The 12710-nt window shown below is 73.9% G+C and carries 12 protein-coding genes; 5 read left to right on the top strand and 7 right to left on the bottom strand.

Annotation, left to right across the window (positions count from 1 at the left end; genetic code table 11):
* Positions 1-111: 111 nt before the first annotated feature.
* Entirely contained in the window at positions 112-1410 is a 1299-nt protein-coding gene (locus tag J5Y04_RS16660) for a pyroglutamyl peptidase (RefSeq protein ID WP_209412804.1), read from the bottom strand.
* 191 nt (positions 1411-1601) lie between these two features.
* Positions 1602-1772, bottom strand: coding sequence for a hypothetical protein (locus J5Y04_RS16655; RefSeq protein WP_209412803.1), 171 nt, complete (start codon positions 1770-1772; stop codon positions 1602-1604).
* Between the two features lie 510 nt (positions 1773-2282).
* Here J5Y04_RS16655 and J5Y04_RS16650 point away from each other — a divergent pair.
* Positions 2283-2657: a hypothetical protein gene (locus J5Y04_RS16650; RefSeq protein ID WP_209412802.1), complete on the top strand. Its 375-nt coding sequence runs from the start codon at positions 2283-2285 to the stop codon at positions 2655-2657.
* Positions 2658-3219: 562 nt separating this feature from the next.
* Positions 3220-4218, top strand: a complete 999-nt coding sequence (locus J5Y04_RS16645; protein WP_245204901.1) for a terpene synthase family protein — start codon at positions 3220-3222, stop codon at positions 4216-4218.
* Between the two features lie 311 nt (positions 4219-4529).
* Here J5Y04_RS16645 and J5Y04_RS16640 read toward each other — a convergent pair whose 3' ends face one another.
* Together J5Y04_RS16640 and J5Y04_RS16635 are read right to left on the bottom strand one after the other, a co-directional pair.
* A complete protein-coding gene (locus J5Y04_RS16640; protein ID WP_209412800.1) occupies positions 4530-5363 on the bottom strand; it encodes an ABC transporter permease in 834 nt (277 codons plus the stop codon).
* On the bottom strand, positions 5360-6280 hold the full coding sequence (locus J5Y04_RS16635) for an ABC transporter ATP-binding protein (RefSeq protein WP_209412799.1): 921 nt from the start codon (positions 6278-6280) through the stop codon (positions 5360-5362). The genes J5Y04_RS16640 and J5Y04_RS16635 overlap by 4 nt, the downstream gene beginning before the upstream one ends.
* 482 nt (positions 6281-6762) lie before the next feature.
* Here J5Y04_RS16635 and J5Y04_RS16630 point away from each other — a divergent pair, with 482 nt between their 5' ends.
* Positions 6763-7068: a hypothetical protein gene (locus J5Y04_RS16630; protein ID WP_209412798.1), complete on the top strand. Its 306-nt coding sequence runs from the start codon at positions 6763-6765 to the stop codon at positions 7066-7068.
* A 215-nt stretch (positions 7069-7283) separates the two neighbouring features.
* Here the strand turns inward: J5Y04_RS16630 and J5Y04_RS42910 are convergent, their stop codons facing one another.
* From J5Y04_RS42910 to J5Y04_RS16620, 3 genes are all read right to left on the bottom strand, one after another.
* Positions 7284-7418 (bottom strand): hypothetical protein, encoded by a 135-nt coding sequence (locus J5Y04_RS42910; RefSeq protein ID WP_256463507.1) that lies wholly within the window; start codon positions 7416-7418, stop codon positions 7284-7286.
* A 102-nt stretch (positions 7419-7520) separates the two neighbouring features.
* Positions 7521-8003, bottom strand: a complete 483-nt coding sequence (locus J5Y04_RS16625; RefSeq protein ID WP_374106043.1) for a hypothetical protein — start codon at positions 8001-8003, stop codon at positions 7521-7523.
* Positions 8004-8536: 533 nt separating this feature from the next.
* On the bottom strand, positions 8537-10477 hold the full coding sequence (locus J5Y04_RS16620) for an FtsX-like permease family protein (protein WP_209412796.1): 1941 nt from the start codon (positions 10475-10477) through the stop codon (positions 8537-8539).
* A gap of 111 nt (positions 10478-10588) precedes the next feature.
* Between J5Y04_RS16620 and J5Y04_RS16615 the strand changes: the two genes are divergently transcribed.
* A complete protein-coding gene (locus J5Y04_RS16615) occupies positions 10589-12007 on the top strand; it encodes a sensor domain-containing protein (RefSeq protein WP_307853151.1) in 1419 nt (472 codons plus the stop codon).
* The gene (locus J5Y04_RS16610; RefSeq protein WP_374106042.1) at positions 12004-12651 is read left to right on the top strand and encodes a response regulator; all 648 of its coding nucleotides are present in this window, start codon (positions 12004-12006) and stop codon (positions 12649-12651) included. The genes J5Y04_RS16615 and J5Y04_RS16610 overlap by 4 nt, the downstream gene beginning before the upstream one ends.
* Positions 12652-12710: the final 59 nt, after the last annotated feature.

Raw genomic sequence — 12710 nt, 5'->3', positions numbered from 1 at the left:
GGCCCCAGGCCGTACTCGCCGTACTCGCCGGACTCGCCGGACTGCCGGCTCCGCCCCCGAGCACCCGTTCCCGGCCGCGATCGGGGACTCCCCGGGTGCCGGCGGGGCCGCTCAGGGGGTGGCGTGGCGCAGGATGTCCAGCACCTCGTCGGTGATGGCGGCCTCGTTCCGTTCCAGGTCGGGTCCGGTGAGCTGGTCGGGCAGTGCGGGCAGGCCGGTCAGGACCGGGGTGTGCAGGTGGCCGCCCGGCAGGTCCGGGGCGAGTTCGAGCCGCAACCGGTTGGAGCGGTAGGCGACTTCGTTGGACAGGTACCCGCCGCCGCCCCCCGCCACGGCGCGCGAGCCGGGGGTCGGGCCGTCCTCGCGGTCGACCGGCCGGTCGCCGCCGGCCGGGATCTCGGTGACGGCGCTGTTCAGCCGGACCGGGAACGGCTGTTGGACGGCGGTCATCTCCTCGGCGGGCAGGGAGGTCGCGATGAACTCCGCGCCGGGGCCGAGGCCCGGGGCGGTGACCGGGTGGTCGCGGGTGCCGCCGGAGAGGGCGCCGACGTTGTCCGGGTAGGGGTCGGCGGAGCGGGCGCGGCCCGCCCACGCCTCCAGGGTGAACAGCCCGGGATAGCCCTGGCTGATCGTGGTGATCTGGTCGGCGGCGCGCGGCCCGGGCGCGAGGCGCGGGCCGAAGGCGCGCTCGACGATGCCGCGGTCGAAGTCGCCGTAGCGCACCGGCAGCACGACGGCCCGGATCTCGGCCCGGGTGCCGTCGGCCAGGGTGATCCGCCGGCCGTTCAGCTGGAGGACGGCCGAGCCGGAGGGGTTGGCCCGGCGCAGCTCGGTGTCGAGGCCGAACGGGTCGAAGCCGCTGACGAACACCCGGCGCACGTCCGGGGCTCCGCTGAAGCCGTTGTCCCGCAGGCCGCGCGAGGCGTCCTCGAACCGCTGCCGCAGCCGGTCGGCGTCCACGGTGAAGTCGGGCCGCCACTGGGCGAGTCGGACGGTCATGGCCAGCCGGGTCCAGTACAGCGGGCGGTCGTCCCGGGCGGGCAGGTCACCGCCGGTGCGCCGGCCCTGGGCCCGGTTGACCGCCGCCCGCCAGAGTGCCTCGCCCCAGGCGTCGACCAGGCGCTCGGCCTCCGCGGCGCTGCGGGTGGTGCACAGCGCGGCCGGGAAGCGGTGGACGAAGTCGCCGAGGCCGGCCCGTTCGGTGAAGGCGGCGGTCCGCGCGTCCCGGAGCCGGGCCTGCTCGGGGTCGGCTCCCCCCTCGGCGGGGGCGTCGGCCTGGGTGTCGGCCGGCGCGGCGGTGGCCGTGGAGCAGGCGGACTGCGCCTGGGCCGGGGCGGCGGTCGGGAGCAGCAGCGCTGCCAGCGCACCGGCGAGGGTGACGGCCAGCTTGGCGGGGCGGGCGATGGTCATGAAATGTGACAGTACATGGACAGGTGACGGCCCACCAGACGGCCTCGCGGGCCGAACCCGCGCGCTGCTGGAGGAGGGAAGTGCGGCCGGGGCGGCCGACGATTCACCGAGGGCTCCGGCGGAAAGCCTCCGCCGGGCAGGACGCTGGCCCGGTCCAGTGGTGCGGACCGGGCCAGCGGCAGGGGTCGGGTTCAGGCCCGGGCGGCCCGCCGCCGCATCTGGGCGGGGACGAGCCGGCGGACGCGCTCCGCGGCCCGGGCGCGGCACGACCGGCGGTCGACCACGGCACGGACGGCCCGCTGCCGGTCCGCCTCGCGCAGCAGATCGGCCTCACGCAGCTGGTGGAGCGAGTAGTGCAGCATGCGTCTGTCCTCCCGGACGGGGTGCGCTTTCGCCCCCACCCTCGTCCGCCGCAGGCCCCGGGCGCCTGAGGCGGGCGTCCCGTTGCGGCCCCAGGAGTACCTGTGGCACCGGCTGGATGCGTTCGACTTCCTCGACCAGGCCATGCCGCCGGCTTCCACGCTGCTGCTGTGCGCGGTCCCCGTTCGTGCTCGTCACGTCCGCCCCGGCCGGGCGGTCGGCGGGGTCGACGCCGGCCCTGCGGCTGGGTCCGACCCGGGAGGCCGCCGCCGGTGTCGGTGACCTGTTCGCTCCTCCGCGGCAACGGCCTCGGAGGCCACCGGCCTGTCGTGGGTCTTCTTCGTCCTGGGCGGCCTCGCCGCGGCCGGCCCGGTCCAGAAGCTGCGCCGGCAGATGTTCCAGGCGCCGAGGGCGCTGGGCCGACCGGCCGCTGCGCGCGCTTGCCCCTCGCCGGCCGTGCCCGCCGGAGCGGGCAGCGAGCCGACCCGTCGACCCTCCCTTATTCTTCCCGCATGACGAGCCCTCAGCACGATCCCGAACGGGACGAGGCCATGGCCCGCAGCGCCATCGACGCATACCTCGCCAACCGCACGCAGTACTGGGAGCGGGCCGCTCAACAGACGAAGGCAGCCGAAGCCCAGGCTGCCCACCGGGCCGCGCGCAACCGGCTCACCCGGTGGAAGAACGACGGAGTCCTCGAGGACTGGGTCGCGAGCGCCGTCGTCGAGGCCGCCGAACAGGACGCCGCCCGAATCGGCCGCGAGACCGCCGCCGCGAAGACCGGTCCGGCCCTGCACGCAACCGCCGTCCGCCACACGGCGGCAATCCGACGCTGGCTCCACGCCCAAGGCCACAGGCTCGCCGACAACACGCCAGAGCAGGCATAACCGCACACACTCCCCCGAGGCCGACCGGAGTAACGAGCCGCCAAGGCTCCGCCCAGCCCGGCCTTTCCCTTCCTGCCACCACACCTCCTGCCAGGCCGCAGTGTTGCCACAAGGCGTCCAAGGCGTCCAAGGCCTCCAAGCCGTGCAGCCGAAGATCGCCGAGCGCCCGGGCGCAGCGCCTTGTTCGATGTCTCCAGGCGCAGCAGGAGGACGTCGGGGCCTGGCGGCCCCTGTGTGCGGGGTGTGGGGGTGGCGCCTGCGGCGTCACCGGGGGCGGGCACGGGAACGCGCGGGGCGCAGCAGGACCAGCAGCCGCCGCAGGGGCCGCGGTGATGGGGACCGTTGAAATTCCCCATGCTCAGGGGTCGAAACAGATCTGCTCACCTCGCCCCCGCGACGCCCGGCCCGGGGACCATCGGTACCTCGTGGCGCCGCAGCTCCTCGGAGCGACGCACTGTGTTTGTGTGCCCACCGTATTCTGGTGATCTTGATGAGGCCGGGGAGCCGGCAGGCCCCAGGCACGACACGAGAGACACAGGGGCGGGCCGTGACAGAAATCCGCATGCCAGACTTCCATGCTCCGTTCCCACTGGAACGCAACCCTCATCTGCAGGAAGCTTCCAAGATCATGTGGGAGTGGATCGATCTCCGCGGGCTGGCGGCGACACCCAGGGCGCGCGCCCGCATGCTCAACACCGGGGCCGACCTGTCGGGCGCCTACGTATGGCCGCGAGCCGGACTCGGCATGCTGTCACTGGGGCTGAAGTGGCTGGCCCTGACGTTCCGCATCGATGACCAGCTCGACGAAGACGACCCGGACGAGCAACCGGGGTCCCGCGCGAGGTGCATCGAGGAGCTGTGCGGGATCCTGCACGACGTTCCCGCGCCGCAGTCCCCGGTCGCCGACGCCCTGCACGAACTGTGGAAGGAGACGCGCACGGGCCGGCCGGCGAGCTGGCAGCGCGTCTTCGTCTCCGACTTCGAGGCGTTCTTGCGCTCCTACGCCCTGGAGGCAGAGCTCAAGGCCGTCGGCCGAATACCGGAACTCCCCGAGTACCTCGGGTGGCGGATGTACTCGGTCGGCATGCCATGGCTGTGGGACCTCGACGAACTGCGCCTGCCGCTCCACCTCCCCGACAGCGTGCGCAACTGCCAGACGATGAGCACTCTCCGCCAGGCAGGATCACTGCACATCGCCCTGGTCAACGACGTGTTCTCCGTCGAGCGGGAGAGCATCACCGGCTACCCCTACAACGCCGTCTCCCTCACCATGCAGGCACAAGGCTGCTCCTTGCAGGAAGCAGTGGACCAGGTCGCCGGCCGGGTCACTGAACACGCCCAAGTGGTCAGCCGCATCCTCGAACACCTCCCCGCAGAACTCCGGCACCGGCAACTGCCCCCCGACGTCCGCACGGCCGCCCTCGACCACTGCGAGAACATCGCCCTGAACCTACGCGGACAGCTCGCCTGGCACGCCTCGGTCCGCCGCTACGCCATCACCGACATCACCGGGCAATGGGCAGGGAACTACCCCGACGATCTGCTGCGCCAGGCAGGCTGACCGGGCCGGCCCAGGCGAGTTGTCCAGGGTGCGCGAAGCTCAGCGCGCAGCGCCGCCACGGGCACCCTGGAGCACTCGACACGGTCCGCATCCTCCACCCGCGGGCTGGTCCCGTACGCCGTGGGGACCACCCGGCGGTACGGGGCGTGGGCCCCGATCCCCCGGGCGGCCGTGAGGGCTGCGCAAGATCTTCTCAGCGACGATCAGCACCCGGGCCCGGGGCCGCCCGCATGTCGAGTTCGTTTGAGGCTGCGAGGAGCTTCGGGGCCTTGTCCCTGTGCCTGCGGGACGCGCGGTTCCCGGAGGCACGTTCACACATCGCGGTGCCGTACGACGACCACTGCGAGGGCGACCGTGACCAGCGGCCACAGGGCGTACACCATCCAGGAGCCGGGGAGCGTGGCGGTGTAGCCCAGGGATCCGGGATCCGGCTCCCACGTCTGGACCAGACGGGTCCAGGCAGCCGACACCATGGTGTGTTTGACGTCCGCCGACCAGCGGTTGCTCTCCGAGAACATGGTGGGCAGCATCAGCAGGGTGAAGACGCTGGTAAGCATGGTCCCGGCTGCGTGCCGGAGCAGGACGCCGAGGCCCAGGCCGGTCAGGGCGCACACCGGGGCCAGCAGCGCGGAGGCCAGCATCGGCCGGAACACATCGGCGTGGGTGATCGCAACGCCGGCGTCGTGCCGGTCAAGGATGGCCTGGGAGACCAGGAAGGATCCGATGGAGGCGGCCGTGCCGACCGCGGTCCACAGCGCGGCGGTGACGACTGCCTTGGCCAGCACCACCGCGCCACGGTCGGGGACGGCCACGGTGGTGGTGCGGATCAGGCCGCTGCCGTACTCGCTCACGACGGTGAGGGCGCCCATACTGCCGGCGACGAGTATCAGCGTCATGTAGCCGGGTGCGGAGAAGGCGTCGTAGGCCAGGAAGCCGGTGGGTTCGGAGCCCGCGGCCTTGTCGGAGAGCGTGGCCACGGCGGCGGACCCGATGACGAACAGGGTGATGAACGCCAGGACCCACGGGGTGGAGCGCAAGGACCGCGTCTTGATCCATTCGGAGGCGATCAGGTCGCGGAAGCGGGCGGGCGGCTCGGCGAGGGAGACGGCCGAGGCGGTCGCGATGGCTGGGGCGTACGTGGTCATCGGGCCTGTCCTGCCTGGTATTCGATGCTGTCGGCGGTGAGTTCCATGAAGGCCTCCTCCAGGGAGGCGGTCCGGGCGGTCAGCTCGTGCAGCAGGATCCGGTGCTCGAAGGCGAGCGCGGCGATCCGGTCCGTCGGCAGTCCGGTCACGACGAGCTTCTCGGTGCCTGCCGATCCCTCAGGCTCGACCGATGCGCCGGCGGCAGTGAGCACCGCAGTCAGCTCGGCTGCCTGCCGCGTGCCCACCAGCACGCCGAGGCCGGTGCCGCGGGCCGCGAAGTCCCGTACCGACTCGGCGGCGATGAGCCGGCCCCGGCCGATGACCACGAGCTGGTCGGCGGTGTTCTCCATCTCCGACATGAGGTGGCTGGAGAGGAAGACCGTACGGCCCTCGGCCGCGAGGCGCCGGAAGAGGCGACGCATCCAGAGCACACCTTCGGGGTCCATACCGTTGACCGGCTCGTCGAACATCAGCACCGGCGGATCGCCGAGCAGGGCCGTGGCCACCCCCAGCCGCTGCTTCATGCCGAGCGAGAACCCGCCGATGCGGCGGCCCGCCGCATCGGCCAGGCCCACCTCGTGCAGCACCTCGTCCACCCGGCGCCGGGTGATCCCGTTGCTGCGGGCCAGGGCGGACAGATGGGCCGTGGCGGTGCGTCCGCCGTGGACCTGCCCCGCGTCGAGGAGGGCGCCGACGTGCCGCAGGCCCCGGCCGTGGCCACGGAAGGGGACCCCGCTGACGGTGGCGGCGCCGCCGGTGGGCGACTCCAGGCCGAGGATCATCCTCAGGGTGGTGGACTTGCCTGCTCCGTTGGGGCCGAGGAAGCCGGTGACCTGGCCCGGCCGCACGGTGAAGGACAGCTGGTCGACGACGGTCTTGCCGCCGTAGCGCTTGGTGAGTTCGTTGACTTCGATCACATGGACAACCCTGCCGGGTGGGCCCCGTCCGGGCATGAGGCCGTGAGCGGCAATCGTGCGGCCGGGTTCGCCCGTGGGCGTACGCCCACGGGCGAACCCAGCAGCGCCGGGGGCGGAACTCCTCAGTACAGGTCAGCGGCCTGCGCCAGGGCGAGGCGGGGTCAGGAGCGGCGCCACCTGGAGCCGCGTCGTTTCTCCTCGGCGGCCGCGGCTTCGGCGGCCGCCCGGTCACGGTCGGCCTCCTGGCGGGTGCGCGGTCGGCGGGTGCGCTGGTCGGCGGCGGCCTGGCGGCAGCCGGCGCACAGCCCGTCGTCGTTCCAGCCCCGAGCCGGGCGGGCGGGCCGAACCCGGCTCGCCCGCCCCGGCGCATCCGTAAGGGCGTCGGCGCCGGCGGATGACGAATGCGTCACGGCGCGGGAGGGGATCGGCGTACCACGGTCCCACCTGTGCCACATCTCTTCAACGCAGGAGCACAGAGCGCCGTGCAGTTCAACATCGCCCGGGCCGCGGCCGGGGCAGCCTCCTTCGCCGTACTGGCGTCCGTCGCCGTGACAGGGGCCGCCCCGGCCGCGGCGGACGAGACCCGCACCAACCGCGTCCTGGTGGTCCTGGCGGACTTCGAGGACCAGCACCATGCCGAGGCCGGAACGGACAAGGCGGGCATCGCGCAGCGGTACTTCGGAGCGGAGGGCTCGTTGCAGAGCTACTACCGTGCCGTCTCCCGTGGCCGCCTCCCCGCCGTCCCGGACAAGGTCGTCGGGCCGGGGATGCCGCCGTTGCCGAGATAGGTCGAGACGCAGCCGGCCACGGTCAGGTCCAGGTACACCAGGTCGAGCTTGTCGTCGGGCGGAACTTCGGGGAACGGCTCAGGGTGGTGCCAGGCCCAGAGGAGGGCCACCTCGCGGACGGTGGCCAGGTGCCCGCCGGGGCCGGCGGCCGGGGAATGGGTGGTCATGGAGGCGATCCTCCCGGACGCGCCGTCCTGCGCCCGCACCAGGCCATCTCAGGGAGCCGCCACGAAGGTCGGGAACCCGTGGACCAGCGGCCCGAAGGAGACGCCGGAGCTCGCGCTGAAGGTCACGTCCGCTGGAGTGGTCCTGCGTTCCGCCCCGTCCAGGCGGTGTGCAGGGGCGTCCAAGACGGCAGTCTGCTGCTCGGTCGACTCCCCCCGGCCGCATCGCTGCACGCCGGTTCCACCGTGGTGCCGGCGCCCCTCGGGGGCCGGCACCCGAGGTCGGCGTCAGTAGACGAGGATGTCCCAGTGGCTGCCCTCGTTGCAGTACAGGTTGCCCGAGGCGGCCTTCCACTGCGGGTAGCCGTCGCCCCGGTAGCCGATGTAAGTGAAGCTGTTCTGAATGTAACCGTCGATGCAGGAACTGCGGGCGATGTCGACCTTGTAGCCGTTGTAGTGGCTGTAGGTGCCGGAGGCGTGGCCCACCTCGGTCCCGCCCGTGATGTTGATGGCACAGCCGCTGGCCTGCTTGAGGGTGATGATGGTACTCACCGTGCCCGAGTTGATCTGCTCGAACGAGGTGCAGCTGGAGTTGGACCTTGTGGTACAGCCGCCACTGGAACTCCATGTGATACCGGCGTTTCTGAACTGACCGGCGGCCGTCGACTGCGACAGCTTGGTACCGCTTGCGCCGGCCGTGGGCGCCGAGACAGCAAGGCCGGCCACGGCCAGGGCGACGACGGTGGCTGCGGTGCGTGGCTTCATCTGCATCTCCCGGTGAGGATGGTGAGCCTCGGACACGGCCCCCGGATCCCGCCGAGCCTCGGCAGGAGGACGGGAAGCCCGGCGCCGGGCGGACGAAACCGGCCCGGACGAAGAGGTCGTACGAAGTGCTGTGACGCGCCAGTGCCCTGGTGTGAGGGACGACCGATCCGTCCGGCACTGCCGCCCGCGGATCCGGGGCAACAAGTAGCGGACTTCGAGGGCCAGTACCGGACCAGGATGACCCACCGCTGTCTATGCGGGTAGACCCCGGTCTGTGAATTTCGCGTGACGGGGAGGCGTACATCCACCGGACCCGGGGCCGGAGAGAACAGCGTCTCGGCCACGCCGTCGTCATCGGGCACGGAGACCATCCACGCCGTGGGGAGGCAATCGGGCGCCGGCTTCACGCCCATGGCCACAAGCACACCGGAAGCCAGCGGAGGCACAGCCGCACACACTCCCCCCAGGGCCGACTGGAGTAATGAGCCGCCAAGACTGCGGCTGGATGAGGAGCCGTTCGGTGCGGCGCAGGTCCGGTTTCAGCGGGTGGCGACCGTGACAGGCCGGGGCCGCAGCGCCCCGGCTGCGGCCGGCGCGGCGCAGGCCGCAGCGAGGAGCAGCGCGCCGGCCGTCACCGCGGTGACGGGGCGCCACGGCAGGACGATCGGTGCCGGGACGTGGAGCACCGCCAGCGCGGCGTGCATGGTGCCGAGTTGGACGGCTGTCACGGCGCAGCCGAGCCCGGCGCCGACCGCCACCACCAGGAGCGACTCGGCGGTCACCAGGCGCACGACCTGGGCGCGGGTCGCGCCGGCCAGCCGGAGCAGGGCGAGTTCGCGGCGTCGGTCGGTGGTGGCCATGAGGAGCGTGTTGGCGAGCGCGATGCCGGTGTAGAGGAGGGCCGGGCCGAGTACGAGGACCATGCGCAGCCACGCCGTGCGGGTGTCGGCGGGCGCGTGGGCGGCGAGCCACTCCTCCCGGGTGAGCACGGTGGCGCCGTACGGCAGGACGGCGGCGCGGGTGGTGCGCACGGCGTCGTGGCCGCCGGGGGTGGTGAGACGCACGTCGATGCGGTCAGGGCGGGCGCCCGGGGCGTTGGCGGCGGTCACGTACAGGCGGTTGTCGCTGAGGCCGTCGCGCAGGACGGCGGCCACTCGCAGGGTCGTCCGGCTGCCGTCGGCGCGGATCACCGGGACCTGTTCGCCGACCGTGGTGCGGCCCCGTTCGGCGGGCAGGACGAGGGAGTTGTCGTCGAGGTCGGCCGTCGAGCCGGCCAGCAGGGGCAGCCGGGCGAGGACCGCGAGGGCGGCCGGGTCGGTGGACGCGCGGGCCTCGGCGCGGACGGTCGCGCCGTCGGGCCCGACGAGGGAGAGGGTGGTCGGCGCGGTGGGCGAAACGGCGGCCACGCCGGGAACCGTGCGCAGCGCTGCGAGCAGGGGGCCGCTGGGACCGGTAGGACCGCTGAGACCGGCGGGGCCGCTGGTGGCCGGGACGACGACCAGGTCGGCCGCGGTGCGCGCCCGGGCCTCTGCGGCGCGGGCGGCGCCCACCGTGTCCAGTGCGCCCGCCAGCGAACCGGCCAGTGCCACCGAGACCAGGACCGGTGCGGCCACCGCGCCCGTCCGGCGGAGCGCGGCGGCCGCGTTGGCGGGCACCAGGCGGCCCGCGTAGCCGGCGGACCGGGTGGGCAGGGCCCGGCCGAGCAGGCGGATCAGCGGCGGGGCGAGGAGCGGGGAGAGCAGGCCGGCGGCGGAGATCAGCCACATCGGCTGTGTGGTGTAGGTCTTGCGGTGCAGCAGGTCGGCGGGGTCGGTGGCGAGTGCGGAGCCGGCCAGTGCGGCGGCGGTGAGCAGCAGGCCGACGCCGGTGAGGAGGCGGCCGGCGGTCAGCACGCCGGTGTCGAGGTCGGCCGTGCGCAGGGCGTCCAGCGGGCCGAACCGGCCGGCCCGGCGGGCGGCGACGGCAACGGCGGTGAGGGCGGTCAGCAGACCGGTACCGAAGGCGGCGGGCAGCGGCCAGGGGGCGGGGGCGAGGGTGAAACCGGGCGGGGCCATGCCGATCTCGGCCAGCTGCCGGACGAACGCGGGGGCGCCGAGCCGGCCGAGCAGGCAACCGGTCGCGGAGGCGGCCGTGCCGAGCAGCAGCGCCTCGGTGAGCACGGTGCGGCGGACCTGGGCGCGGGTGGCGCCGGTGAGCCGGAGCAGGCCGAGTTCGCGTCGGCGCTGGGCGACGGCGAAGGAGAACGTGGAGGCGACGACGAACGCCGAGACGAACGCGCTCACACCGCCGGAGGTGCCGAGGGCGGCGACCAGCGGGACCAGGTCGTCCCCGCCGGGGGCGCCGCTCCCGGCGACCGCGGTGGCGAGGCCGAGCAGCATGACGGCGGTCATGGCGACGCCGAGGGCGAGGGCGAGGAAGGCGCCGAGAAGGGAAGCCCAGCGTGCCTTCAGGGACTTGAGCGCGATCCGCAGAACTGTCATGCGGCCCAGCGAACCGCCGTGGCACGTCGCGGCGCAGCAGGCCAGGGGCCACTTCGGGAGGTAGGGCCAGCCCTACCGACGGGCGTGGGCGGGCGTCCTAGGGTGGGACGGGTGGTGATCGGGGAGGCGGGAGGGGTGGCGATGGTCGGGCGGTGGTGGCCGGGGTCGGGGGCTGGGGCGGGCCCGACGGCGGGACCGGGGTCCCCGCGGCCGGCGGCACCGGGGTTCCTGCGGCCGGCGGAGCCGAGGTTCCCGCGGCCGGCGGCACCGTGGCGGGCGAGTGCCTCCGCGGCGCCGTGGCGGGCGGGCGCGTACCTGCTGGCGACCGGGCTGACCGGGCTGCTGCTGTGCGCCGGACTGCTGCTGTCCGTGGCGGCCGCCGGGGTGCTGGCCGTCCTGCTGGTCGGGCTGCCGCTGCTGGCCGCACTCGCCCTGGTCGGTCTTCCGGTGGCGGCCTGGGAGCGCCGGCTGGCCCGGTTCCTGGACGGCGGGCGGGTACCGGACCCGCACCGCGTGCCCGACCGCCCCGGCCTCGCGGCCTGGCTACGGCTGCGCTTGCGCGAGCAGGCGACCTGGCGGGAGTTGGGCTTCACCGTGCTCGCGGCATTCGTGCTCTGGCCCCTCGACCTGGCCGTGGCCGGCTGTGCCGTCGTCGCCCCCTGGTACCTGGTGGCCACCGTGCCGCTGCTCCTGCTGGACGGCGAGCAGGTCAACGTGTTCAAGCTCTGGCAGGTCCACTCCCTGTGGGCGGCAGGCCTGTTCGGGCTGGCCGGCGTGGCCCTGCTGCCACTGTTCGCCCACCTGCTGGCACGGGCAGCCGCCGTCCGGGTGGCGCTGGTGCGGCTGGTGCTCGGGCCGGGCCGCCGGGAACAGCGGATCGGTGAACTCGTACGCTCCCGGGCCCGGTTGGTGGACGCCTTCGAAGCGGAGCGGCGCCGGATCGAGCGCGACCTGCACGACGGCGCCCAACAGCGCCTGGTGGCCCTGCGGATGACCCTCGGCCTCGCCCGGCTGGACGCGCCGCAGGACGGCCCGCTGGCCGGGCGGCTCACCGAGGCACACCGCGAAGCCGGCGAAGTCCTGGCCGAACTGAGGGAGTTGATCAACGGCATCCATCCCCAGGTGCTCACCGACCGCGGGCTGCCGGACGCCTGCGCGGACGCCGCCGACCGCTCGCCGGTCCCGGTCTCCGTCCGCTTCGCACTGCCCGCCCGGCTGCCGGCGTCGGTGGAGTCCGCGGGCTACTTCGCCGTCACCGAGGCGCTCGCCAACGTCGCCAAGCACAGCGGCGCGCGCACGGCGAGCGTCGAGGGCCGCTACGCGGACGGGCGGCTGACCGTCGTGGTGCAGGACGACGGCCGCGGCGGCGCCGACCCCGAGCGCGGCACCGGCCTGACCGGGCTGGCCGACCGGGTCGCCGTCGTGGACGGCACGCTGACGGTGAGCAGTCCGCCCGGCGGACCGACCCTGGTGCGCGTGGAGATCCCCTGCAGCCCGGTCCGGACCACCGGAGCGGGAGCCGGACGGTGAACCTGAGGATCGTGCTCGCCGAGGACGGCGTGCTGCTCCGGGAGGGGCTGATCGGGCTGCTCGCCAGGTTCGGGCACCAGGTGGTGGCCGCGGTCGGCGACGCCGGGGCGTTGCGCGCGGCGGTGGAGGAGCACACGCCGGACCTCGTCGTCACCGACGTCCGGATGCCACCCGGCCAGAGCGACGAAGGGCTGCGCGCGGCCGTCACCCTGCGGGAGCGGCAGCCCGGCCTGCCGGTCCTCGTGCTCAGCCAGTACGTGCAGCGCTCGTACGCGGCGGACCTGCTGGACTCCGGGGACGGCTCCGGCGTCGGCTACCTGCTGAAGGACCGGATCGGCCAGATCGAGGAGTTCGTGACGGCGGTCGCCGAGGTGGCGGACGGCGGGACGGTGGTCGACCCGGAGGTGGTCCGGCAGCTGCTGCGCCGCCGCCGGGACCCTCTCGCACGGCTGACCCCGCGCGAGCGCGAGGTGCTGGCGCTGATGGCGCAGGGCCGTTCCAACGCGGCGATCTGCCGGGAGTTGGTGGTGTCGGACGCGGCGGTGGGCAAGCACATCGGCAACATCCTGATGAAGCTGGACCTGCCCCCGGCCGAGGAGACCCACCGCCGGGTACTGGCGGTGCTGGAGTTCCTCCGCGCCTGACCGCACCCCGCCGGGCCCGGGCCGGCGGGCCGGCGGCCACCGCTGCGCTCGGCCTCCTC

Origin of the sequence: Kitasatospora sp. RG8, assembly GCF_017813315.1 — a bacterium.
Lineage (GTDB): Bacteria > Actinomycetota > Actinomycetes > Streptomycetales > Streptomycetaceae > Kitasatospora.
The sequence above is the reverse complement of the archived record's forward strand: the minus strand, read 5'-3'. Positions and strand labels throughout refer to the sequence as shown.

Coding starts and splice junctions, on each gene's coding strand:
- J5Y04_RS16650 (WP_209412802.1), top strand. CDS start 2,283: ATGACGAGCCCTCAGCACGATCCCGAACGGGACGAGGCCATGGCCCGC.
- J5Y04_RS16660 (WP_209412804.1), bottom strand. CDS start 1,410: ATGACCATCGCCCGCCCCGCCAAGCTGGCCGTCACCCTCGCCGGTGCG.
- J5Y04_RS16655 (WP_209412803.1), bottom strand. CDS start 1,772: ATGCTGCACTACTCGCTCCACCAGCTGCGTGAGGCCGATCTGCTGCGC.
- J5Y04_RS16620 (WP_209412796.1), bottom strand. CDS start 10,477: ATGACAGTTCTGCGGATCGCGCTCAAGTCCCTGAAGGCACGCTGGGCT.
- J5Y04_RS16625 (WP_374106043.1), bottom strand. CDS start 8,003: ATGCAGATGAAGCCACGCACCGCAGCCACCGTCGTCGCCCTGGCCGTG.
- J5Y04_RS16645 (WP_245204901.1), top strand. CDS start 3,220: ATGCCAGACTTCCATGCTCCGTTCCCACTGGAACGCAACCCTCATCTG.
- J5Y04_RS16640 (WP_209412800.1), bottom strand. CDS start 5,363: ATGACCACGTACGCCCCAGCCATCGCGACCGCCTCGGCCGTCTCCCTC.